This window comes from Bacillus sp. FJAT-25509 (assembly GCF_001420605.1).
Classification (GTDB): Bacteria; Bacillota; Bacilli; order Bacillales; family Bacillaceae_G; genus Gottfriedia.
In genome coordinates this window covers 1-22,689 of record NZ_LJIZ01000015.1, presented here as the reverse complement: position 1 = coordinate 22,689, position 22,689 = coordinate 1, and the positions used below count along the sequence as shown (strand labels likewise).

General features: G+C 33.9%; 20 protein-coding genes, 2 tRNA genes, 1 rRNA gene and 2 riboswitches. Of the genes, 5 read left to right on the top strand and 18 right to left on the bottom strand.

Going from position 1 to position 22,689, the window contains the following annotated elements:
- Positions 1–346: 346 nt before the first annotated feature.
- From AN960_RS09275 to guaA, 6 genes are all read right to left on the bottom strand, one after another.
- Positions 347–2,032 carry a glycerol-3-phosphate dehydrogenase/oxidase gene (locus AN960_RS09275; RefSeq protein WP_056470059.1) on the bottom strand — a complete coding sequence of 562 codons (1,686 nt, stop codon included), beginning with the start codon at positions 2,030–2,032 and terminating at the stop codon, positions 347–349.
- Between the two features lie 131 nt (positions 2,033–2,163).
- Positions 2,164–3,654, bottom strand: coding sequence for a glycerol kinase GlpK (glpK, locus tag AN960_RS09270; RefSeq protein WP_056470057.1), 1,491 nt, complete (start codon positions 3,652–3,654; stop codon positions 2,164–2,166).
- Between the two features lie 18 nt (positions 3,655–3,672).
- Positions 3,673–4,497: an MIP/aquaporin family protein gene (locus AN960_RS09265; RefSeq protein WP_056470054.1), complete on the bottom strand. Its 825-nt coding sequence runs from the start codon at positions 4,495–4,497 to the stop codon at positions 3,673–3,675.
- A 322-nt stretch (positions 4,498–4,819) separates the two neighbouring features.
- Positions 4,820–5,377, bottom strand: a complete 558-nt coding sequence (locus AN960_RS09260) for a glycerol-3-phosphate responsive antiterminator (RefSeq protein ID WP_056470051.1) — start codon at positions 5,375–5,377, stop codon at positions 4,820–4,822.
- A gap of 112 nt (positions 5,378–5,489) precedes the next feature.
- Positions 5,490–6,818: an NCS2 family permease gene (locus AN960_RS09255; protein WP_156339652.1), complete on the bottom strand. Its 1,329-nt coding sequence runs from the start codon at positions 6,816–6,818 to the stop codon at positions 5,490–5,492.
- A gap of 170 nt (positions 6,819–6,988) precedes the next feature.
- A riboswitch (purine riboswitch) is annotated at positions 6,989–7,088 on the bottom strand.
- Positions 7,089–7,353: 265 nt separating this feature from the next.
- The gene (guaA, locus tag AN960_RS09250) at positions 7,354–8,889 is read right to left on the bottom strand and encodes a glutamine-hydrolyzing GMP synthase (RefSeq protein WP_502692534.1); all 1,536 of its coding nucleotides are present in this window, start codon (positions 8,887–8,889) and stop codon (positions 7,354–7,356) included.
- Between the two features lie 147 nt (positions 8,890–9,036).
- Positions 9,037–9,139: riboswitch (purine riboswitch) on the bottom strand.
- 190 nt (positions 9,140–9,329) lie between these two features.
- Here guaA and AN960_RS09245 point away from each other — a divergent pair.
- A complete protein-coding gene (locus AN960_RS09245) occupies positions 9,330–9,677 on the top strand; it encodes a DMT family transporter (RefSeq protein ID WP_056470042.1) in 348 nt (115 codons plus the stop codon).
- 1 nt (position 9,678) lies between these two features.
- Positions 9,679–9,999 carry a DMT family transporter gene (locus AN960_RS09240; protein ID WP_056470039.1) on the top strand — a complete coding sequence of 107 codons (321 nt, stop codon included), beginning with the start codon at positions 9,679–9,681 and terminating at the stop codon, positions 9,997–9,999.
- A gap of 62 nt (positions 10,000–10,061) precedes the next feature.
- Here the strand turns inward: AN960_RS09240 and AN960_RS09235 are convergent, their stop codons facing one another.
- Both AN960_RS09235 and AN960_RS09230 read right to left on the bottom strand, forming a co-directional pair.
- Entirely contained in the window at positions 10,062–10,820 is a 759-nt protein-coding gene (locus AN960_RS09235) for a peptidoglycan recognition protein family protein (protein ID WP_056470037.1), read from the bottom strand.
- Between the two features lie 157 nt (positions 10,821–10,977).
- Complete coding sequence (locus tag AN960_RS09230) at positions 10,978–11,379, bottom strand: hypothetical protein (RefSeq protein ID WP_056470034.1); 402 nt, start codon at positions 11,377–11,379, stop codon at positions 10,978–10,980.
- Between the two features lie 232 nt (positions 11,380–11,611).
- Between AN960_RS09230 and AN960_RS09225 the strand changes: the two genes are divergently transcribed.
- Positions 11,612–12,463: an ATP-dependent DNA ligase gene (locus AN960_RS09225; RefSeq protein WP_056470031.1), complete on the top strand. Its 852-nt coding sequence runs from the start codon at positions 11,612–11,614 to the stop codon at positions 12,461–12,463.
- A 907-nt stretch (positions 12,464–13,370) separates the two neighbouring features.
- Here AN960_RS09225 and groL read toward each other — a convergent pair.
- Positions 13,371–14,996 carry a chaperonin GroEL gene (gene groL / locus AN960_RS09220; protein WP_056470023.1) on the bottom strand — a complete coding sequence of 542 codons (1,626 nt, stop codon included), beginning with the start codon at positions 14,994–14,996 and terminating at the stop codon, positions 13,371–13,373.
- A 59-nt stretch (positions 14,997–15,055) separates the two neighbouring features.
- Positions 15,056–15,340 (bottom strand): co-chaperone GroES, encoded by a 285-nt coding sequence (gene groES / locus AN960_RS09215; RefSeq protein WP_056470021.1) that lies wholly within the window; start codon positions 15,338–15,340, stop codon positions 15,056–15,058.
- Between the two features lie 275 nt (positions 15,341–15,615).
- On the opposite strand from groES, the gene AN960_RS09210 reads away from it, so the two are divergent.
- Positions 15,616–16,287, top strand: coding sequence for a CPBP family intramembrane glutamic endopeptidase (locus AN960_RS09210; protein WP_056470019.1), 672 nt, complete (start codon positions 15,616–15,618; stop codon positions 16,285–16,287).
- A gap of 40 nt (positions 16,288–16,327) precedes the next feature.
- Here AN960_RS09210 and AN960_RS09205 read toward each other — a convergent pair whose 3' ends face one another.
- Positions 16,328–16,954 (bottom strand): redox-sensing transcriptional repressor Rex, encoded by a 627-nt coding sequence (locus AN960_RS09205; protein ID WP_056470016.1) that lies wholly within the window; start codon positions 16,952–16,954, stop codon positions 16,328–16,330.
- A gap of 161 nt (positions 16,955–17,115) precedes the next feature.
- On the opposite strand from AN960_RS09205, the gene AN960_RS09200 reads away from it, so the two are divergent.
- Positions 17,116–19,041 carry an ABC-F family ATP-binding cassette domain-containing protein gene (locus AN960_RS09200; protein ID WP_056470013.1) on the top strand — a complete coding sequence of 642 codons (1,926 nt, stop codon included), beginning with the start codon at positions 17,116–17,118 and terminating at the stop codon, positions 19,039–19,041.
- A gap of 217 nt (positions 19,042–19,258) precedes the next feature.
- Here AN960_RS09200 and tsaD read toward each other — a convergent pair whose 3' ends face one another.
- The 7 genes from tsaD to rrf form a co-directional block, all read right to left on the bottom strand.
- Positions 19,259–20,281 carry a tRNA (adenosine(37)-N6)-threonylcarbamoyltransferase complex transferase subunit TsaD gene (tsaD, locus tag AN960_RS09195; protein WP_429898603.1) on the bottom strand — a complete coding sequence of 341 codons (1,023 nt, stop codon included), beginning with the start codon at positions 20,279–20,281 and terminating at the stop codon, positions 19,259–19,261.
- Complete coding sequence (rimI, locus tag AN960_RS09190) at positions 20,278–20,730, bottom strand: ribosomal protein S18-alanine N-acetyltransferase (protein ID WP_056470010.1); 453 nt, start codon at positions 20,728–20,730, stop codon at positions 20,278–20,280. The genes tsaD and rimI overlap by 4 nt, the downstream gene beginning before the upstream one ends.
- A 9-nt stretch (positions 20,731–20,739) precedes the next feature.
- On the bottom strand, positions 20,740–21,432 hold the full coding sequence (tsaB, locus tag AN960_RS09185) for a tRNA (adenosine(37)-N6)-threonylcarbamoyltransferase complex dimerization subunit type 1 TsaB (RefSeq protein ID WP_056470007.1): 693 nt from the start codon (positions 21,430–21,432) through the stop codon (positions 20,740–20,742).
- Positions 21,413–21,880: a tRNA (adenosine(37)-N6)-threonylcarbamoyltransferase complex ATPase subunit type 1 TsaE gene (tsaE, locus tag AN960_RS09180; RefSeq protein WP_056470004.1), complete on the bottom strand. Its 468-nt coding sequence runs from the start codon at positions 21,878–21,880 to the stop codon at positions 21,413–21,415. The genes tsaB and tsaE overlap by 20 nt, the downstream gene beginning before the upstream one ends.
- A gap of 402 nt (positions 21,881–22,282) precedes the next feature.
- A tRNA-Asp gene (locus tag AN960_RS09175) sits at positions 22,283–22,358 on the bottom strand.
- A gap of 4 nt (positions 22,359–22,362) precedes the next feature.
- Positions 22,363–22,439, bottom strand: a tRNA-Met gene (locus AN960_RS09170).
- Between the two features lie 36 nt (positions 22,440–22,475).
- Positions 22,476–22,604 (bottom strand): 5S ribosomal RNA (rrf, locus tag AN960_RS09165).
- Positions 22,605–22,689 lie beyond the last annotated feature (85 nt).

The window sequence follows — 22,689 nt, the reverse complement described above, 5'->3', positions numbered from 1 at the left end:
ATCTTGTATTGCTCAAAAAACTAATAATTGACGTTTACTTCATGTTTTGTTTAGTTTTCAAAGTTCACTTCGTCGCTTTAGAAGCGACTTATAAATCATATCATTTAAGTCTTGTTTTAGTCAACAACTTTTTAAATGTTTTTTGATTTTTTATTTCGTTTGTTTTCCCTCGTTTGGGACAACATAGAATAATATATCAGCTATTTGAATTAATTACAATACTAAAATAAAAGTATTATTATTCAGAATGTTCCATTTGATTGAACTCTTTATTAACAATGGTGACTGTATTCACTTTAATATAACTAATCAAAGGATGCTTCATTATTGAAGCATCCTTTGATTCTTATGCTAATGTTGCATTCTTCTTTAATTTTTCAATTGACTTTACTGCTTCTACTAACGCTTGATCTAACTCAGTAGTGTATTTTGCTTTTTGTTCCTTACTCCACTCTAGCTTTATTGACATAAATTCAATTACTGCGTCCTTCCATTCATATACCCAATGAATATTAAAGAACAGTGCACCAGTACGACGTATAAAAAAGTCGACTGGTTTTACAACCATCTCAAAGTCTATTGCATATAAAAGTGGTACGAAGACATCTATGGGTAAATTATATTGATATGCCACTAATCTGTGCTGACTTGCTAACTGAAATAGCGTATCAACATTGGATCCATAAAATTTTGTAAAACGTTCAGCTTGATTTTCCGACAAATCATACTTGATTCCTTCTTTGGTTTTTTCAGAAATATATTTAGAAAATTGTGATGCCCCACCTACATGTCCACCAGAGATCGGCATATGTTTTGTCTTACTTTTTATATAGTTAGAATTGTGTCCTTCCTTTTTTAGTAATTCAGTTACATAGTCGATTACCGTTTCGGCCATTTTTCGATATCCCGTTAACTTTCCACCAGCAATTGTAATTAATCCAGAATTTGAAGTCCAAATTTCATCTTTGCGTGAAATTTCAGATGCACTTTTCCCTTCTTCATATATTAACGGACGTACCCCTGCCCAACTTGATTCTATATCCGTTTCCGAGATGTTTAATGTTGGAAACATATAGTTGATTGCATTAATAATATAGTTACAATCTTCATTCGTCATTAGTGGTTTTGCAGCATCTTCATTATAAAATGTATCTGTTGTACCAACATATGTCTTTCCATCTCGAGGAATCGCAAATACCATACGTCCGTCTGGCGTATCAAAATAGATTGCTTGACCTAGCGGGAACCGACTATGGTCAATAACTAAATGAACACCTTTAGATAGCTGTAATACTTTTCCTCTCTTTGAATGATCCATTTCACGTAGCGAATCAACCCATGGTCCCGCTGCATTTACAATTTTTTTACCGTATACTTCATACACTTCACCGTCTAATAAATCAACGACAATTACACCGCAAACTTTACCATCTTTATATAAGAAACCATCTACTTTAGCGTAGTTCACTGCTTTCGCCCCATGAGCGATCGCTTCTTTCATCACCTCAATTGTTAGACGAGCATCATCTGTGCGGTACTCTACATAGTATCCCCCGCCTTTTAACCCTTCTTGTTTTACAAGTGGCTCTTTTTCGATCGTTTGTTCACGATTAAACATTTTTCTCCGTTCACTTCTTTTTACACCAGCTAGGAAATCATAAATTCTTAATCCTATTGATGTACTAAAAGCACCAAATGTGCCACCTTTATGGAAAGGTAATAACATCCATTCTGGAGTTGTTACATGTGGACCATTTTCGTATACAATTGCACGTTCTTTCCCAACTTCTGCTACCATTTTTACCTCTAATTGTTTTAAGTATCTTAATCCACCATGTACAAGCTTAGTTGAACGACTAGATGTACCTGCTGCAAAGTCATGCATTTCAAATACGATTGTTGATAATCCACGTGTAGTAGCGTCTAATGCAATACCAGCTCCAGTAATACCTCCACCGATTACAATTACATCTAATTCTCTTTTATTTACTGTTTTTAAGACATCTTTTCGTAGTGCACCTGAAAATTTCATGGCTTTTCCTCCTTAAATACGAAAAAAAGAGACCACAAACATTACTATAGAATTTCTTCTATAGCATGTTGTGGTCTCTCTAAATCTCCTACCGAAATATTAACTTGTTTCTATTTTAACACTATACTATATTATTTAAAAGCTTTTGTTGCTTCGATTGCTTTTTTCCAACCACTGTATAGTTCTTCTCTTTTTTCATCTTGCATTTCTGGTTTAAATCTCTTATCCATATTCCATTGTTTGGAGATTGTTTCTTGATTTTCCCAATAACCAACAGCTAAACCTGCTAAATAAGCTGCACCTAAAGCTGTTGTTTCATTTACTTCAGGACGTTCAACTGGGACATCTAATAGATCGCTTTGGAATTGCATTAAGAAATTGTTCTTAACGGCTCCCCCATCCACACGTAAAGTTTTTAGTTCAATACCTGAATCAGCTTCCATTGCACATAAAACATCTTTTGTTTGATAAGCTAATGCTTCTAGTGTTGCACGAATAAAATGTTCCTTCGTTGTTCCTCGAGTTAATCCAAAAACTGCTCCGCGTACTTCACTATCCCAGTATGGAGTACCTAGACCAACAAATGCAGGTACGATATAAACTCCATCTGTAGATTCAACCCTAGTGGCATATTCTTCACTATTACTAGCATCTTTAAACATGCGCATACCATCACGTAACCATTGAATAGCAGAACCTGCTACAAAAATACTTCCTTCTAAAGCATATTCAACTTTTCCATTTAGTCCCCATGCAATTGTTGTTAATAAGCCATGATTAGATTTCACCGCTTTTTCACCAGTATTCATTAACATAAAACAACCAGTACCATAAGTATTTTTCGCCATTCCTTCACCAAAGCAAGCTTGACCAAATAACGCAGCTTGTTGGTCACCAGCTATCCCGGCAATTGGTACATTTTGACCAAAGAAATGGTAATCAACAGTATGACCATATACTTCAGAAGAGGATCGTACTTCTGGAAGCATGCTTTTTGGTACTGTTAGTATTTCAAGTAGTTCATCATCCCATCTTAATTCATGAATGTTATACATTAATGTACGTGATGCATTTGAATAATCCGTAACATGTACATTACCGCCAGATAATTTCCAAACAAGCCAAGTATCAATTGTTCCAAATAATAATTCACCACGGTCTGCTTTTTCTCTTGCACCTTCAACATTATCTAGAATCCACTTAACTTTTGTTCCAGAAAAATAGGCATCAATTAAAAGACCTGTTTTTTCATGCACAACCTCTCCATGGCCTTTCTCTTTTAAATCGTCACATATCTCACTCGTTTGACGTGATTGCCATACGATCGCATTATAGATTGGTCTTCCAGTTGTTTTGTCCCACACAACCGTTGTTTCACGCTGATTTGTAATACCTATACCTGCAATTTGCTCAGGTTTTACATCTGCTTCACTTAAACAAGTAGCAATGACAGCTAAAATTGATCCCCAAATTTCTTGCGCATTATGCTCAACCCATCCTGGTTTTGGAAAATGCTGTGTAAATTCTTTTTGTGCAACATGAACTATTTTTCCATCTTTATTAAATAGAATTGCACGAGAACTTGTTGTACCTTGATCTAAAGAAAGAATGTATTTATTCATAATCGTTCCATCTCCTCATTAAGCTACTACTTTTCTATTATTTGTATGACTTTGACTCTTTTTACTTGTCAAATAAGAAACTATTAAAATACCAACCGTTACAACTACTACATAAATAATTGCAGAGTTATACTTACCTTCAAAAATAATCTGATAGAATAATCCTGCAAGTGATCCTCCTAATACTGGTCCAACAACTGGAATCCATGCATATTTCCAATTCGAACCTCCTTTACCGGGAATAGGTAATAAAAAGTGTGCAATGCGAGGCCCTAAATCACGAGCTGGATTGATTGCATAACCAGTCGTTCCACCTAATGATAAACCAATGCTAACAATTAAGAACCCTACGATAAAAGGGTTTAAACCATCTGCAAATTTATTTGAACCAATTGCTAAAATACCAAACACTAAGATGAACGTTCCAATCAATTCACTTAAAAGATTTGCAAATGTATTAGGTATAGCAGGACCTGTTGCAAATACACCTAATTTGGTTCCTGGATCTTCTGTTTCTTTCCAATGCGGTAAGTAATGTAAATAGACAATTGTTGCTCCAATCATCGCACCAATCATTTGTGCTGCAATGTATTTGGGTACTTGACTCCATGGAAATGAGCCTTTAAAAGCTAATCCTAATGTTACTGCTGGATTTAAATGTGCTCCACTAATACTACCTACTGCATAAACAGATATTGCAACTGCTAAACCCCATCCTAGAGTTATTACAATCCAACCTGAATCCTTAGCAAATGATCTTTTTAAACTTACACCTGCACAAACTCCTCCACCTAAAACAATTAGCAAAGCAGTTCCAATTAATTCCCCTAAAAATGCTGACATAATTTCACTCCATCCACATTCTGTTTAAGATTAAGTTTTCTCGTGATCGTAAATAAATTGAATGGCCATTCTTTTTAAAATAACTCAGTTAATATAAGCTGTTGATTTAATAAAAAAGTATCGAGACAATAAGTATGATATTATTGCATACCACCTATTAACTGAGCCTAAAAACAAAAAGACCCACAATCAATCAGTTTCTATTAACAAATAGAAACTATTAATTGTGGATCTCTTCATTTCTCCGTCACGTTTATTAACTTGTCTTTTATGCTAACCTCAATTGAAAGCGGTGTCAACAGAATTATTCACATTTTTGCCATTACTTTAGAAATTTTTTCCACAAGTCTTTATCCGATGTTGTAATTGCTGTAGCACCAGCATTCAAAGCTGCTTCCACATCTTCAACAGTTCTAATAAATCCACCAGCTAAAATAGGTATACCAGTTCTTTCTTTTACCTCTGCAATAACATTCGTTAGCGCTCCTGGTAACACTTCAATGTAATCAGGCTTTGTTTTTTCTAATAACACTAAACTTTTTTCCATTGCTCCAGAATCAATCAAAAAGATCCGTTGGATGGCAATAACCCCTTTTTGCTTAGCCTTTAAAATAACATTGGATTTTGTAGAAAGTAATCCATCTGGCTTGTATTCTTGACAAAGAAATTCCGCTGCATGCCCATCACTTTGTAAACCATGTATAAGGTCGACATGTAAAAATACTTTCTTTCCATGTTGCTTAGCAAGAGAAACTACACTTTTCAATTGACCGATATGAATATCAAGAATAACAATAGATTTATACGAAGTAGTTAATAATTTTTCTAAATCCTTTATTTTTCTAACCGCTGGTAGAATTTTTTGTTCATGAAAATCCATCAATATTACCCCTATAGAATTTTTTACTTTTATAGTACACAATTTTAAAAAAAAGAAAAAGCCTGTACAATGAAAGAATTTTCTTTGTACAGACTCTTTTTTAACTTAGGTTCTACTCTCTGAAATACGCTAGGAATAATAGGAAGACTACAAACAATATATACATTACTGGATGGATTTTTTTCGTTTTTCCAGCAGCGATCATTGAAATCGGGTAGAAAATGAAACCAACCGCAATCCCTGTTGCAATACTATATGTTAATGGCATTGCAATAATTGTAAAGAATGCTGGAACAGCAATTTCGAACTTTTTCCAATCAATTTGACCAATTGATGAAACCATTAAAACTCCGACTACGATTAATGCAGGTGAAGTTACCGCTGCAGTTACTACTCCTAAAAGTGGTGCGAAGAATAATGCTAGTAAGAATAAGATACCAGTAACTACTGCAGAGAATCCTGTACGTCCGCCAGCAGCTACACCAGCAGTTGACTCAATATAAGAAGTAGTAGTACTTGTACCTAAAGTTGAACCAACTACAACTGCTGTTGCATCAACCATTAATGCTTTACCTGCTCTTTCAAGCTTGTTCTCTTTTAATAAACCAGCTTGGTTAGCTACTGCTACTAATGTTCCTGTTGCATCAAAGAAATCTACGATAAAGAAAGTTAAGACTACAGCAAACATTTTACCTGAAGAGAAAACATCTGGAATATGTTTAATTGCTTGACCGAATGTTGGAGCAATACTTGGTACTGGACCAACAACTGAAGATGGTAAGTCGATAATTCCAAAAATCATACCTGCGATTGCTGTGATGATCATTCCTAAAAATACACCAGCTTTTACTTTTCTAGCCATTAAAACTACTGTAATAACTAAACCGAAAATCGTTAATAAAACAGCTGGTTCATTTAATTTACCAAGTGAAACGAATGTCGCCGGGTTACTTACGATAATACCTGAGTTTTTTAAACCGACAAATGTTACAAAGAATCCAATACCGCTACCAATTGCTAATTTTAATTCAATTGGGATTGCATTTATAATTTGTTCACGAAGACCAGTTAATGAAAGAATGATAAAGATAATACCTGATACGAATACGCCAGCTAATGCCGTTTGCCATGGAATACCCATCCCAAGAACTACGTTAAAAGCAAAGAATGCATTTAATCCCATACCTGGTGCTAAAGCAATTGGATATTTCGCATATATACCCATTAAAATCGATCCATATGCTGCAGCTAAAGATGTAGCTACAAAGATTGCCTCTTTATTCATTCTTAAAGCTTCTGGGAAATCCTTTATATCTGATAATGATAAAATCGATGGATTTACAAATAGAATATAAGCCATTGCTAAGAATGTAGTTAAACCAGCAATTGTTTCTTGACGATATGATGTGCCTAACTTGTTGAACTCAAAATAATTACTGATGCGTTCTTTCATGTGATCCTCCTAAGTTTTAGTCTTAAAAGTCGGTCTCTATTGTTTAAAATAGAAAAGGCACTTTTACACAATGGTAAAAGCGCCTATCACGAGCAGTTTCATTCTGAACTTATTAACCCTAGAATAGTAGAATAATAGCAAGATAGTAGGTTAATAACATTCAGAAATCATTACTTCGTAGTCCGCCATTTTACGGTGGCGGGTAGAGACGCTAGTCCATATTTACTAGCCTATACGACAAGTTATGACAAATAATTTATTTAATTTATATCCTTATATTACATTCAGTTTTAATTAGTGTCAACAAAAAAACGAACATTTTTTATAAAATATCCGTTTTCGTTCGCTTTTACCATATTTTAGTTATTCAATTAAACTTCATCATTTGGAAATACCCATTTTAGTCAAATAAAACGTTTAATTAACAGTAAATTCTAATAACTATTGTACTATAAAACGTTCAATTTATGACAAGTTTCAACAAAAAAAAGCCATAAACCCAAGGGTTTATGGCTTTCACTTATTATTCCCACTCAATCGTTGCAGGTGGCTTACTAGTTACATCATAAACTATACGGTTTACATGTTTAACTTCGTTTACAATACGAGTTGAGATTTTTTGAAGTACATCCCAATCAATACGTGCCCAGTCAGCAGTCATTCCATCGATCGATGTAACTGCACGAATACCCACAGTGTAATCATACGTACGCTCATCACCCATTACGCCAACACTACGGATGTCAGGTAATACCGTGAAATATTGCCAAATTTCTTTATCTAAACCAGCTAAAGCAATTTCTTCACGTAAAATTGCATCTGATTCACGAACGATTTCAAGTTTTTGATCAGTAATTTCGCCTAATACACGAATTCCTAGACCTGGTCCTGGGAATGGTTGTCTCCAAACGATTGCATCTGGAATTCCTAGTTCAGTACCTACTGCACGTACTTCGTCTTTAAATAATGAACTTAAAGGCTCGATTAACGTGAATTGCATGTCTTCAGGTAATCCACCTACATTATGATGTGATTTGATTGTTTGAGCTGTAGCCGTACCGCTCTCGATAATATCTGTATAAAGAGTTCCTTGAGCTAAGAAATCCATACCTTCTAATTTATCTGCCTCATCATCAAACACATAGATGAATTCATTACCGATAATTTTACGTTTTTGTTCTGGATCAGAAACGCCAGCAAGTTTACTTAAGAAGCGCTCTCTAGCATCTACTTTAATTACGTTCATGTGGAAACCTTCGCTAAACGTCTTCATAACGCCTTCAGCTTCATCTTTACGTAATAAACCATGGTCAACGAAGATACATGTTAATTGATCACCAATTGCTTTGTGAATTAATACTGCAACTACTGAAGAATCAACACCACCGCTAAGTGCACAAAGTACTTTTTTGTCGCCAACAGTATTTCGAATATTTTCAAGTTCAACTTCAATGTAGTTTTTCATTGACCAGTTTGCTTCACATTCGCAAATATTGAATACGAAATTCTTTAATAGATCATTTCCATATTCAGAGTGACGAACTTCTGGATGGAATTGTACTCCATACATTTTTTTAGCTTCATTACTCATTGCTGCGATTGGACAAGAAGCACTAGTTGCATCTACAACGAATCCTTCTGGTTGTTGAATTACTTTATCACCATGGCTCATCCAAACTACATGGTCTGATGGTAGGTCTTTTAATAAAGCAGACGGATTTTGAATGTTTAATTCAGCTTTACCATATTCACGTTGGTCAGCTCTAGCTACCGTTCCACCAAAATGTTGCGTCATTAACTGCATTCCGTAACAAATACCTAAGATTGGAATTTCTAAATCAAAAATTGCTTCATCACAGAAAAAAGCATTTTCACCATATACGCTATTTGGTCCGCCAGAGAAAACGATCCCTTTTGCGCCCATTTGCTTAATTTCCTCTGCAGTAATTGTATGAGGACGTAATTCACTATAAACGCCAAACTCACGGATACGTCGTGCTATAAGTTGGTTATATTGACTTCCAAAATCTAGTACTACAATTGTGTCATGTTGTTGCAAAACGGTCACCCCATCTATATATATTGAATTAACGTATCAGTTAAACTGATACTATTTTTCCCAAAAAAAATAAAAAAAGCCGACTTTCTCCTCTTTTTACATACGAAAAATGCGTATAAGAAGGCAGAAAATCAGACTTAAAATTAAACAAAGTCAGACTGCCTTCATAGTCAGGGCATGTTACGGCGCCCCGGTAGAGACTCTCGACCCATATTGTCGAGGATATATGAAGAATAATGACGAATATTGTATTATTGTCTCATTCTAACAATGTATAATTTTTCGGTCAAGGTATTTCATTGCATAAAAAAAATAAATTTTTGTGTAAACGTTCCAACTTGTCATGAATAAGATTATAGTGTATCTTTTAACTAACGAACGGTAGGTAGTTTACCGGGACAAAATCATTTACTTAGTCTGCTAGAAGGGGGAGATTTTTTATGAGTTGGATTTACTTAGTTATAGCGGGAATTTCCGAAATTGCTTGGGCATTTGGACTAAAATACTCAGAAGGATTTACAAATTTGTTACCAACAATTTTAACGATAGCTGGGATCTTGTTCAGCTTTTATTTATTTTCAAAAGCAATAAGAGATATTCCAATCGGTACCGCTTACGCAGTTTTCACAGGGATTGGCGCCGCTGGGACAGTTATTATAGGAATGTTATTTTTAAATGAATCGGCCTCTATCTTAAAAGTTATACTTGTAATTACAATATTATCTGGAATTATTGGCTTAAAATTAACTTCAGGTGATAAAAAAGCAGAAAAAGGAGATGCAGCATAAAATGGCTTGGTTATTTTTATTTATTGCGGGTTTGGGTGAAGTTGGCTTTGTCATTTTTATGAAGCTATCAAATAATTTTAAAAAACTTAACTACTCCATTTTGTGTATTCTATCTGGATGGACTAGTTTTTACTTATTATCAAAGGCCTTAAAGGTTATACCCGTTGGTACAGGTTATACAATTTGGACTGGTATAGGTGCCGCTGGTTCTGTTTTAATTGGCATGTTGTTCTTTAATGAATCACGAGAATGGAAACGACTATTATTTATCACCTTAGTAATTGGATCTGTTATTGGTTTAAAAATTATCTCACCTCATTAAAAAAATCCCTATTCGACAACGAATTGGGGATTTTTTCTTTAGGAATTATGTCATATTGTCTTTTAAAACAGCTTGCCCCAAGTGTTTTTTCCAACAATTCCATCGACAACTAGTCCATTATTTGCTTGAAATGTTTTAACTGCATTTTCAGTAACTGGTCCAAAAATTCCATCTGCCGTTATTTTAAGTTTTTGTTGAACCTTTTTTACAGATTCACCTCTTGAACCTTCCTTTAAAATACCAGGGTATGGAATTGAGTCTGTTTGGGTTTTCGGGGGATTTAAGATCGCATTCACTTGTGCCTTAAACTCGTTAAATCGATCGGGGTAGTCTATGAAGGTTTTTGGACATGGCTTATGGGTTATGTCATAATGTCTCACAATGTCATTTGCATTTAATTTAAACATCTTACACAATTCAGCAATTACTCTGATCGTACGTGTTAATGTATATTGTGAAATAGTACCATCCTTTTCGAGACACATTTCTACACCGATTGAAAGCTTATTTGCGTTCGGAGCAAGTTCATCCACTCCTCTATATACACCACCATTACTATTTCTTTCATAATGATCATTTGCATGATAAGCTACTTCATCAAGCGGAATAATACAGATTGCCTCTTTCGAATCAACAAATATATGAGCAGATGCATATGTTTTATTTTTTATCGCTATACCGTTAAAATACCTTTGGTGACTTTGTGCACTTGCCCCCGGATTGGCTGTCCAATGTAGCACAATTTTTTTAACTTCTTTCAACTTTATTGACGGCCTCGTATACTTGTTCATCGAAATAAAATCATTTCTCCAAGTTGCCAAAATTAGCACTCCTTTGCAATATTGGCATGTCCAAACAACCTTCTTTCGAATACTTGGACATGTTTATTAATACAGTATTCTGGAAGATAAAATTCGTTACATATAAAAAGAGAGTATTAGATACTCTCTTGGATGATGATAAAAATAAGTTATATACTTACTTTTTTAGTGGTTTAACATAAATGGCTTGTGATGAATTAACCGATATACAGCCATCTAAATCCTTCTCTTTTAACAATCCCAAATTAATAGCAGACTTGATTTTATCTCCATCTGGTTTTCTTACAATTTGTATTAAATCAGACAGGTTTAGTTCTTCTAATTTATTAATTGTCTCCTCCTCATTAAATTTCTCTTTTTTTCTTATGATTCGTTCAAGTTTTAAATTATTAATAATTAGTTCACCTTTTTCATTCATTCCAACTTGATGATCAAAATATCCATGAAAAATCTTTTGTAATTCTTCTAACTGATTTTCAATATCTTTCTTTTTTTGACTCAAATCATAGTACTCGTTCAACATCGGTTCCGTAATTTTGAAATTATTTTTCCTCCCCATTTCATAACACCACTTTTCATAAGAAGATAATTTATCTTATTGTGAAATTAGACGAGTTATGACTTGAAATACATAAGAAATAAAAGTACATTAACAAGTGGAAGACAAAAAATAGAATGAATTATTGCTATATAAGAAAACAAAAATATTTAAGTTATTTATATATCTCAAATAAAAAGAAAGGAATCTTGATTATGCTAAAAAAGCAACAATCATGATAGCGAAATGAAAAATGTTTATTGAGCCAATGCTATTACAGAATGCTGATAAGCCATTTGACTCTGATCAACATTATTTTGAATTGAAATCAAATGGTGTTCGAATGATGCTTGAAAGGCAAAATGGAAAGAATAAACTTTTTAATCGAAATGGTACCGAGATTACGGAGAGAATCCCTGAACTCGAAAATATCGAATTAGATGATTGTTACTTAGACGGTGTTTTAGTTTGTTATAATGAAGGCCGAGAGGATTTTGAAGCAGTTACCAATCGAGTAAGTTTTATTCAAGAATACAAAATATTACAAGGAAGCAAAGAATTTCCATTAACATATATCGTTTTTGATATTTTACGCCTTAAAAATAATAACTTAATGAAAGAACCTTTATCTTATCGAAAAAAAATCCTTTCAGAAACTCTAGTTGATCAAGAATCAATTAAAAAAAGTTTTTATATCGAGTCAGAAGGTAAGATGTTTTTTGAGCAAATTAAAACTCTTGGACTCGAAGGTATAGTAGCTAAATCAAAAGATTCTACTTATATACCAGCACATCGATCACTAAATTGGTTAAAAATTATTAACTGGAGATATAGTAATTACTATATAACAGGCTATAAAAAACAAGGAATGGGATTATTAATCTCGGAATTAAAAAATGATGAGTATGTAAATGTAGGGATCGTAGAGTTTGGGATGAATACTGGCCAAAAAACAGTATTCTTTAGTCTAACGAAGCATATAAAAACTGGAGAAGACAAAAATTATATTTATGTAGAGCCATTAGTTCGATGTGTGATAAAAAGTAGAGGTCAATTAAATAGCGGAGAATTAATTGAACCTATATTCCATGACTTTATCGTTTAAAAAAATACTGATCCACCCCTTTTAATGTATTAGTAGCTTTTTACATGAAGGGGCTTTTTATTTTCTATCTAAATATAAACCATAATATGATCAACCAAAATGGTATAGAAAATAAGAGACCAAAAAGGCATCCTCTATATAAACCAAAATTCATCTAAATCATCCTTAAAAAATTATTTGATCTATTCGTAATATCGCATCGCAGATTTGCTGCTTTTATCAAATTTACTATACATATTTAAACAAATCTATAGTCAATAAAACCTAAGTCTTATTTAATCAAATATCTCCATTCTATTACCAGTTTAAAAGGATTAACTTAGCTATTCTCATTATCGACTACTCCAATAGTAAATAATCGAATCATAAAAATAAAAAACCTATAAAAGTACCAGTTTTTTTACTTAATTTCACGATCTTTGCTAGCAATATTACTGTGAAATGAAGTCTAAGTACGGTCTTTTGTAATAAAACTCTTAAATGCCACCTTTTAGGATGAACCTTAAAACTGCCATAATAATTGCTCCAATAATTAACCGTACAGTCCAACTTGTGTTACTTTCAATTCTCTCAATTTTTTGTTCAATCTATACAATCGTACTCTCTGCCACTGCCAAACGCTCTTTAATTTCTGCTATTTCTTCCTGTAATTCTTTTATTTCATCTATCCATATCCCCTCATTTCTAGTAGCTTGTCCTACTTAATATATTAAGTAATACTATATTTGTTAATGAAAAATAGTACTAAGGTAATAAAAAACTTTTGTAAGAAAACCTTAATATGGAATCACTAATTAAATTGGCTTTTAATTACTTACAATTTTTTGCAAGACCAGGACTATTTTGATTAAGCTTTTTAAGATTTTAGACAAAAAAAACCCTTGATTTCTCAAGGGTTTTTTCTTTATTACATCATGCCGCCCATTCCGCCCATGCCCATGTCAGGCATTGCAGGAGCATTTTTCTCAGGGATGTCAGCTACTACTGCTTCAGTTGTTAAGAACATTGCTGAAACAGATGCTGCGTTTTGAAGTGCAGAACGTGTAACTTTAGTTGGGTCAACGATTCCTTCTTCGATCATGTTTACCCATTGTCCGTTAGCAGCATTGAAACCAACGCCAACTTCCGCACTTTTTAATTTCTCGATAATTACTGATCCTTCTAGACCAGCATTTGTAGCGATTTGACGAACTGGAGCTTCAAGTGCACGTAATACGATGTTGATACCTGTTGCTACGTCACCTTCTGCTTCGATTGAAGCTACTTTATTGTATACGCTCATTAATGCAGTACCACCACCAGCTACAATACCTTCTTCAACTGCAGCACGAGTAGAGTTTAATGCATCTTCAATACGTAATTTACGCTCTTTTAATTCAGTTTCAGTTGCAGCACCAACTTTGATTACTGCTACACCACCAGCTAATTTAGCTAAACGCTCTTGTAATTTTTCGCGATCAAATTCAGAAGTAGTTTCTTCTAATTGAGCACGGATTACGCCGATACGTCTTTGGATTGCTTCAGTTTCACCAGCACCTTCAACGATTGTAGTGTTTTCTTTTGTTACTACAACTTTTGAAGCACGACCTAATTGAGTGATGTTCGTTGTTTTAAGATCTAATCCTAATTCTTCTGTAATCACTTCACCGCCAGTTAAGATCGCGATATCTTCTAACATTGCTTTACGACGGTCACCGAAGCCAGGAGCTTTAACAGTAACTGCATTGAAAGTACCACGTAATTTATTTACGATGATTGTTGCTTGTGCTTCACCCTCAACGTCTTCAGCAATGATTAATAGTGGTTTACCTTGTTGAACAACTTGCTCAAGTACTGGTAAGATTTCTTGAATGTTTGTTACTTTTTTATCTGTGATTAAAATATATGGGTTTTCTAATTCAGCAACCATTTTCTCTGAATTTGTAACCATATATGGAGAAGAGTATCCACGGTCAAATTGCATACCTTCTACTACTTCTAACTCAGTAGTGAAACCTTTTGATTCTTCAAGAGTAATAACTCCATCGTTACCAACGCGCTCCATTGCTTCAGCAATTAATTGTCCAACTTCTGGATCCGCTGAAGAAATTGCAGCAACTTGTGCGATTGACTCTTTACCTTCAATTGGTTTTGAGATTGTTTTTAATTCTTCGATTGCTACAGCAACTGCTTTTTCGATCCCTTTACGGATACCCATTGGGTTTGCACCAGCAGTTACGTTTTTAAGACCTTCACGAATCATAGCTTGCGCTAAAACTGTCGCAGTTGTTGTACCGTCCCCAGCAACATCATTTGTTTTGCTAGCAACTTCTGCAACTAATTTTGCACCCATATTTTCAAATGCATCTTCTAATTCGATTTCTTTAGCGATTGTAACACCATCATTTGTAATTAATGGAGAACCGAATTTTTTCTCAAGTACTACATTACGTCCTTTTGGTCCTAAAGTTACTTTTACAGCATCAGCTAAAGCGTCTACACCACGTAACATTGCGCGACGTGCTTCTTCACCAAATCTAATGTCCTTTGCCATGAAAATGACCTCCTTATAATATAAAAAGTATATTTTTTAATTTAAGTATTTTTATTTTATTAACCTAAGATTGCAAGAATATCGTTTTCGCGAAGTACTAAGTATTCAGTACCACCGTACTTAACTTCTGTTCCTGAATATTTAGAGAAGATAATGCGGTCACCTACAGATACTTCTAAAGCAACGCGCTCACCATTTTCAAGTACTCGACCAGTACCTACTGCAACAACTTTGCCTTCTTGTGGCTTTTCTTGTGCACTACCTGGTAACACGATACCACTAGCAGTTTTTTCTTCAGACTCAACAAGCTCAATTACAACACGATCACCTAATGGCTTTAACATGTGTAAATACCTCCTCAATAATCAAATCATTATTTTTTAGCACTCATGTATATTGAGTGCTAACACAATTATTAGTTTAAATAATATCAAAAAATTTTGCAAGTCCGAAGCAGGCACTTTTCTTGTCGAAATTTAATAAGTTTTTTTCTTTACAATCAAAAGTAAAATAAAAAGTGAAAATTTCTTTTAAGAAACAAAAGAAACGCGTAAAATAATGTACGTGTTGTTATAAACCTTTGAGTTATGAAAAATATCAACACAAAGGAGCTATCGTATTGAAAACTAGAGATTTGTGGATTTTATTAACGTATGTCGTTCTTCAGTATTCAGCGGTTTTTGGGGTGCCCTATTTATTAAATAGTAACTTATACGTTGGAGTGGATCAGAAAACAGCTTCTCTTGAAGCGGTGGCATTATGGGGTTGTATTAGTTTCGTAACTGGGTTAATTATTATACTTATCTTATTACATAAGCCCATTTATGAAGGAATAAAGAATCTAAAAACTAATTATCGTACAATAATCAATTGGGTTATTTTAGGTTACTTCATAACAATGCTAACTCAAATTGTTTGTAATTTAATTTTAATTTATGTATTTGATTTACATAAAGGCTCAGAAAATACTCAGAATATCATAAACATTGCTAAGCTTAATCCAGCTTTTATTATCATCCCAAGTCTAGTTGCACCAATTTTAGAAGAGATTATTTTTCGTCGAATCATTTTTAAAAGACTTTATAATCGTTTACCATTTATTATTTCTGCAGGGATAAGTTCAGCGATTTTTTCGCTTATGCACGGAGACATACCCTTCTTCTTATCTTACTTTCTAATCGGTTTTGTATTTTGTTACCTGTATAAACGAACAAACTCAATTATGGTTCCAATCTTAACACATATGTTAATGAACTCTTTTGTCGTTTTTCAGCAGATCAATTTACATTAAAAACCCCCAAATTTTTGGGGGTTTTTATTTTAATATGAATTTATTGTTGTAAAAAATATGCCAAAGTTTGCAGTTCAACTGCTAGGTCTATATGATGAATGCGAATATGTTCTGGTACACTAATTCGGGCAGGTGTGAAATTTAAAATTCCTCTAATATTTTTTCCATTTAATCGATCAGCTATTGATTGAGCCACAGGTGCAGGAACAGTTAATATAACGATTTGAATATCTTCATTCATAACGTCCTCTAGATTATCTAGATTATAAACGGGTACTCCACCTATTTCAGTACCAATTTTATTTGGATCAATATCAAATGCCATCTCAATTTTAGTATTATTATTTTTTATAAAATTATAGTGTAAGAATGCAGTTCCTAAATTACCAACACCAATTAATGCAACTTTCATAACTTCATGTTGGTTAAGCGCTTTCGAGAAAAAAGTTAATAAATAATTTACGTTATAGCCATAACCTTTTTTACCGAGTGCTCCAAAATAAGAAAAATCTCTTCTGATTGTAGCGGAATCTACCTTTACTGCTTCACTTAACTCTGCTGAAGAAACTCTTTGTTTACCTGATAAAGACAAATTCTTTATAAAACGGTAATATAAAGGTAGACGTTTAGCAGTAGCTTGTGGAATTTTAATTTGTTCCGAATCCATTTTTTAATCCCCCACTTACTGTAATTCTTTTTACTATGGTGTGTAATTTGACTTTATTTTAGTAATAAAGTACTTGTTCTAATGTAAAATATACACTATATTTAAGAATTTTGACAGTCTACAGTTACATAGATAAAAAATTTTGCAATGAGGTGTTATCCATGATTCTTTTACAAGTAAATAATGTCTCAAAGTATTTTGGTAGTGACATTATACTTTCAAATATAAAATTAGAAGTTCAAACGAGTGATCGAGTTGCCATTGTTGGACGTAATGGTGCTGGAAAATCTACATTACTGAAAATCATAGCAGGTGAAATATCCTATGATGGCGGTGAAATAAATAAACCTAAAGATGTTACTGTAGGCTACCTAGCCCAAAACACTGGTTTACAAAGCGATCAAACGATTTGGGAAGAATATTATTCTGTTTTCAATCATTTAGTAGAGATGCAAGACAATATGAGAAAATTAGAAGTTAAAATGACAAGAGAGGATGTTTATTCTAACCAAGCCGTTTATGACAAGGTTATGAATGAATATGATCATCTTCAATATACTTTCAAAGAAAACGGTGGTTACCAGTTTGAAGCAGATATTCGTTCAATTATTAGTGGTTTAGGTTTTAGTAATGAAGATTACGAAACAAAAATTTCTTCGTTAAGCGGCGGACAAAAGACAAGACTGGCATTAGGTAAGCTATTATTGACGAAGCCTGATTTGTTAATTCTGGATGAGCCTACGAACCATTTGGATATTGACACTCTTAGTTGGTTAGAGCGCTACTTACAGTCATATCCTGGTGCAGTATTAATCGTTTCCCACGATCGATATTTCCTTGATCAAGTTGTTAATATTGTTTATGAAATATCTAATCATAAGCATCAACGTTTTGTTGGTAATTATAGTAAGTATCTTGATCTAAAGGCAGCTCAATATGAACAAGAGTTAAAACAGTTCGAAAAACAACAAGAGGAAATCAATAAACTTGAAGATTTTGTGCAGCGTAATATTGCGCGTGCTTCAACTACAAAAAGAGCCCAAAGTCGAAGAAAACAATTAGATCGAATGGTACGATTAGACAAGCCACTTGGAGATGAATCTTCAGCTAATTTTTCATTTTCAATTGAAAAACAAAGCGGTAATGATGTGTTGTCTGTACAAGATTTATTTATTGGCTATGATCGGATCCCAACAATTGATCAGACAATGAAATTCGTACTAAATCGAGGCGATAGTGTCGCATTAGTCGGTCCAAATGGTGTTGGTAAATCGACATTACTTAAAACGATTATTGGAGACTTAGAAAAATTACAGGGAACGATTGATTTTGGTGCAAATGTTTCGGTTGGTTACTATGATCAAGAGCAAGCAAAACTAACTTCCAATAAGAGAGTATTAGACGAACTTTGGGATGATTATCCATTAAAGCCCGAACAAGAAATTCGGACAATATTAGGGAACTTTTTATTTTCTGGAGATGATGTAACTAAAATTGTTACCTCTTTAAGTGGTGGAGAAAAGGCAAGATTAGCATTGGCTAAACTTATGATGAAAAAAGCTAATTTCCTAATTCTTGATGAGCCTACTAACCACTTAGATTTAGATAGTAAAGAAGTGTTAGAAAATGCTTTATTAGATTACCCTGGAACAATTTTATTTGTTTCCCATGATCGTTACTTTATGAACAGATTATCCACAAAAACTTTTGAACTAGCAAAAGCAGGATTATCAATTTATTTGGGTGATTATGACTATTACCAATTTAAGAAAAACGAAGCATTCGAAAAAGAACAAGCAGAAAAAGAGGCTACATTAACACAAGTTAAACAATCCTCTCAGCCAATTTCTGATTATCAACAAGACAAAGAATTAAAGAAAAAACTTCGTCAAACTCAGCGACGTATAGAGGAAATTGAAAGTAATATATCTCAGTATGAGCTTGATATAGAGACGATCGAACTAGAATTATGTAAGCCAGAAGTTTACGGTGATTTTCAATTAGTACAGGAATTAACAAATAAGAAAAATGATTTCGAAGCTAAGTTAATAGACCTAATGGAAGAATGGGAGAACTTACAAGAATAATTGATTAAACGGATATGCTTTTTGCTATCCGTTTTTACTTATCTACATATTTATCCACATATATTCAATTATAATTTAGCTTTCACACAGGTTTATACACATTATCCACAGATATACAGCAATGTTATTCACATTTTTGTTCACATAGTTTAATAAGTTTTTAACAAATAAAAAGTACTTATCCACATTTTATAAAAAAACTGTGAATAAGTACTTCTTACATATTCTCTAAATCCAAGCCTGGATTCCCGTTTAATGCCAAATTACCTAGTTTTCCTTGTTTTAAACGGATAAATGCAGCAGCGCCAATCATTGCAGCATTATCAGTACAAAGTGATAGTGGTGGTATAACTAATTCTATATTACTCAAAGCATTCATCTCGTTTTGTAATGTAGCTCTCAACCCTTTATTAGCTGCCACTCCGCCGGCTAATAAAACTTGTTTAACGTTATATTCTTTTGCAGCTTGAATTGTTTTTGAAACAATTACTTCAATTACACTCTCTTGGAAGCTTGCTGCGACATCAGCTGGTGATACTTCCTCGCCTCTTTGTTCAGCATTATGCATATAATTAATAACTGCTGACTTTAATCCACTAAAACTAAAATCATAGCTACCCTCTTCTAACCATGCTCTAGGAAAAGGAATAGTTGCATTTCCTTCTTGCGCTAGTCGATCAATGTGAGGACCACCTGGATAAGGTAATTTAAGTGTTCTAGCGACCTTATCATAAGCTTCCCCTGCTGCATCATCCCTTGTTTCACCTATAACCTCAAAGATGCCATCTTCCTTCATGTAGACAAGCTCAGTATGTCCACCAGAAACTACTAAGGCTAATAGCGGATATTGCAGGGGCTGTACTAGTTGATTAGCATAAATATGACCAGCAATGTGGTGAACTCCTATAAGCGGTAATCCATGTGCAAATGCAATTGCTTTTGCCGCATTTACCCCAATTAGTAACGCTCCTACAAGCCCTGGACCTTCTGTAACAGCAACGGCTGCTAGATCTTCATATTCTACCTGTGCTTGCTTCATAGCTTCTTCGATTACCAAAGTTATCTGCTCAACATGCAATCGTGATGCAACTTCAGGTACAACTCCACCAAAACGTTTATGAATATCTATCTGAGTAGCTACTACGTTACTTAAAATTTCATTTCCATTTTTAACAACTGCTGCTGAAGTTTCATCACAGCTTGTCTCTATAGCAAGAATTAAACAATTTTCATTTATCATTTCAAATTCACCCACATAACTAATGCATCCTCAAAATTATCTGTATAATAGCTTTTTCGAATACCACCATCTTGGAATCCTAGCTTTTGATACAGTCCTTTTGCTACATGATTTGATACTCTTACTTCTAATGTTAATGTATCAGCTCCAAGATTTTTAGCAGTTTCCATTACCGCTCGAAGTAACTTTTCACCAAGGCCTACTCCCCTATAATCTGGCAAAATAGCTATATTTGTAATATGTCCTTCGTCTATGACCACCCATAATCCACAATAACCAATTATTTTCTCATCAACTTCAGCCACTATATAATTGGCAAATTGATTTGAATATAATTCATTATAAAAAGCATCATATGTCCAGGGTGTAGGGAATGATTGTTTTTCAATTTCTACTATTTGATCTAAATCTTCTTCTTTCATTTTACGAAAAGCAACCGATGAGATCATATTATCCTCCTACTTTTCTTGGCTTGCTAGCCAATTAGCTTCTGCTTCTGATAATCTTAAATATTCTGGTGCAAAATTATGAACTGATTCTTCTTTTTCTTCTAAGCTACATGTAAACAGTTCACTTGGTCTCTGGTTATTCAAACTCTCTTTTGCAAAGACAGCTTTATCTTTTAAATGCTCAATAATAAACTCTTTATGTATTGATACATCATTACCAATAAATAAGATTTGTTCATTATAAGATTTAAGCTTTTCAATCCAGATACTTCGGTCAATATTGCAGTCTTCTAATACATCATTAGTAACCTGCCCTCTAAAATCATATAGACCTGTAAATAATAAATTACGTCTTGCGTCAAATAATGGGCAAACTAATCCACTAAAATAGCGCCCGTTAGCAGCCAATACCTTCAAACTTGATACACCGATAATTGGAATATTTAAAGTGAAAGCTAATGATTTAGCCACAGTGACACCAATACGTACACCTGTATAAGAGCCTGGCCCTTTTGCAACTACTATTTTAGATAGTTCCTTTGGTTTTATATTGCATTCTTCCATTAAAGTACTAATTGCTGGCATTAATCGGACAGAATGGTTTTTATTAATAAATGTTATCGTTTCGCCAATAACTGATTGATCTTTTATTAGACTAATCCCCATAACATTTGTCGATGTATCAATTGCTAAAACGGTCATTGTTTATTAACTCCTTACAAATAAATTCATACCTAGATCCACTTGGAATAAAAGTAATCATTCTACCATTTTCTTCATGAGTTATTATGATTTTTAAGAATTCATTTGGTAAGTAATCTGAAATTAAATGAGCCCATTCTACAACACAAACACCTTCACCCATAAAATACTCATCAAAGCCTAAATCTTCACTACTACCTTCTAAACGATAAACATCCATATGATATAGAGGAATTCTACCTTTATATTCTTTAATAATATTAAAAGTTGGGCTATTAACCGTTCTTTTTACATCAAGACCTTTAGCAAAACCTTTTGTAAAGGTTGTCTTTCCAGCACCAAGGTCTCCCTCTAATAATATTACATCTTTTTGTTGCACTAGTTGCCCGAGAAAAAATGCAATTTCTTGAGTTTCTTCCTCAGTATTTGTATGTAAAACAATTTCCAATTACTTCACCACCAAAATTCTAACTCGTCTATTTCTAACTTTGCCATATTATATCATTTCAAAACATTAAGCGGATGTCAAACAGTAATATTCTTTTGAATAGTTAAAATTAATTATTGAAATTTATATTTAGGTTGTATTCGTCTATTTTGTTACTTCTCTCGCTTTTCGCAGATCGTACCAGTGCCTTCTAGTCGCATAAGCTCCTTATGGTTTCTACCTTCTCACGTTTCCCAAATAAGTTTGAGTTGAGCAGTCTTTACTTGTGTCTGCTTCTGTTTCAAACAATTATAATTGTTAAAAGTAATCATCTTACAAATAAGATCTAATTATATATTACTCATTTCAAAAATAATAAAAAAAACGAAACAATTTTTTGTTTCGTTTTAAGAATCGTATGTATGGCGGTCCCGACCGGGATCGAACCGGCGATCTCCTGCGTGACAGGCAGGCATGTTAACCGCTACACCACGGGACCATTTTGGTTGCGGGGACAGGATTTGAACCTGCGACCTTCGGGTTATGAGCCCGACGAGCTACCAGACTGCTCCACCCCGCGATAATGTAAAATGAATTTATATCCATAAAAATCCAAACCAGGCGACGTTCTACTCTCACAGGGGGAAACCCCCAACTACCANCCCCAACTACCATCGACGCAAAAGAGCTTAACTGCCGTGTTCGGTATGGGAACGGGTGTGACCTCTTTGCCATAATCACCTGATTTGTATTGAGTTGTACTTCGTACCCTCAAAACTAGATAATGTCATTATCAAACTTGTTAGTTAAGTCCTCGACCGATTAGTATC

What these genes read in the sequence shown, in the direction of transcription:
- AN960_RS09275 (WP_056470059.1), bottom strand. Translation starts at nt 2,032, where the DNA reads ATGAAATTTTCAGGTGCACTACGAAAAGATGTCTTAAAAACAGTAAAT.
- glpK (WP_056470057.1), bottom strand. Translation starts at nt 3,654, where the DNA reads ATGAATAAATACATTCTTTCTTTAGATCAAGGTACAACAAGTTCTCGT.
- AN960_RS09265 (WP_056470054.1), bottom strand. Translation starts at nt 4,497, where the DNA reads ATGTCAGCATTTTTAGGGGAATTAATTGGAACTGCTTTGCTAATTGTT.
- AN960_RS09260 (WP_056470051.1), bottom strand. Translation starts at nt 5,377, where the DNA reads ATGGATTTTCATGAACAAAAAATTCTACCAGCGGTTAGAAAAATAAAG.
- AN960_RS09245 (WP_056470042.1), top strand. Translation starts at nt 9,330, where the DNA reads ATGAGTTGGATTTACTTAGTTATAGCGGGAATTTCCGAAATTGCTTGG.
- AN960_RS09240 (WP_056470039.1), top strand. Translation starts at nt 9,679, where the DNA reads ATGGCTTGGTTATTTTTATTTATTGCGGGTTTGGGTGAAGTTGGCTTT.
- AN960_RS09230 (WP_056470034.1), bottom strand. Translation starts at nt 11,379, where the DNA reads ATGGGGAGGAAAAATAATTTCAAAATTACGGAACCGATGTTGAACGAG.
- AN960_RS09225 (WP_056470031.1), top strand. Translation starts at nt 11,612, where the DNA reads ATGTTTATTGAGCCAATGCTATTACAGAATGCTGATAAGCCATTTGAC.
- groL (WP_056470023.1), bottom strand. Translation starts at nt 14,996, where the DNA reads ATGGCAAAGGACATTAGATTTGGTGAAGAAGCACGTCGCGCAATGTTA.
- groES (WP_056470021.1), bottom strand. Translation starts at nt 15,340, where the DNA reads ATGTTAAAGCCATTAGGTGATCGTGTTGTAATTGAGCTTGTTGAGTCT.
- AN960_RS09205 (WP_056470016.1), bottom strand. Translation starts at nt 16,954, where the DNA reads ATGGATTCGGAACAAATTAAAATTCCACAAGCTACTGCTAAACGTCTA.
- AN960_RS09200 (WP_056470013.1), top strand. Translation starts at nt 17,116, where the DNA reads ATGATTCTTTTACAAGTAAATAATGTCTCAAAGTATTTTGGTAGTGAC.
- tsaD (WP_429898603.1), bottom strand. Translation starts at nt 20,281, where the DNA reads ATGATAAATGAAAATTGTTTAATTCTTGCTATAGAGACAAGCTGTGAT.
- rimI (WP_056470010.1), bottom strand. Translation starts at nt 20,730, where the DNA reads ATGATCTCATCGGTTGCTTTTCGTAAAATGAAAGAAGAAGATTTAGAT.
- tsaB (WP_056470007.1), bottom strand. Translation starts at nt 21,432, where the DNA reads ATGACCGTTTTAGCAATTGATACATCGACAAATGTTATGGGGATTAGT.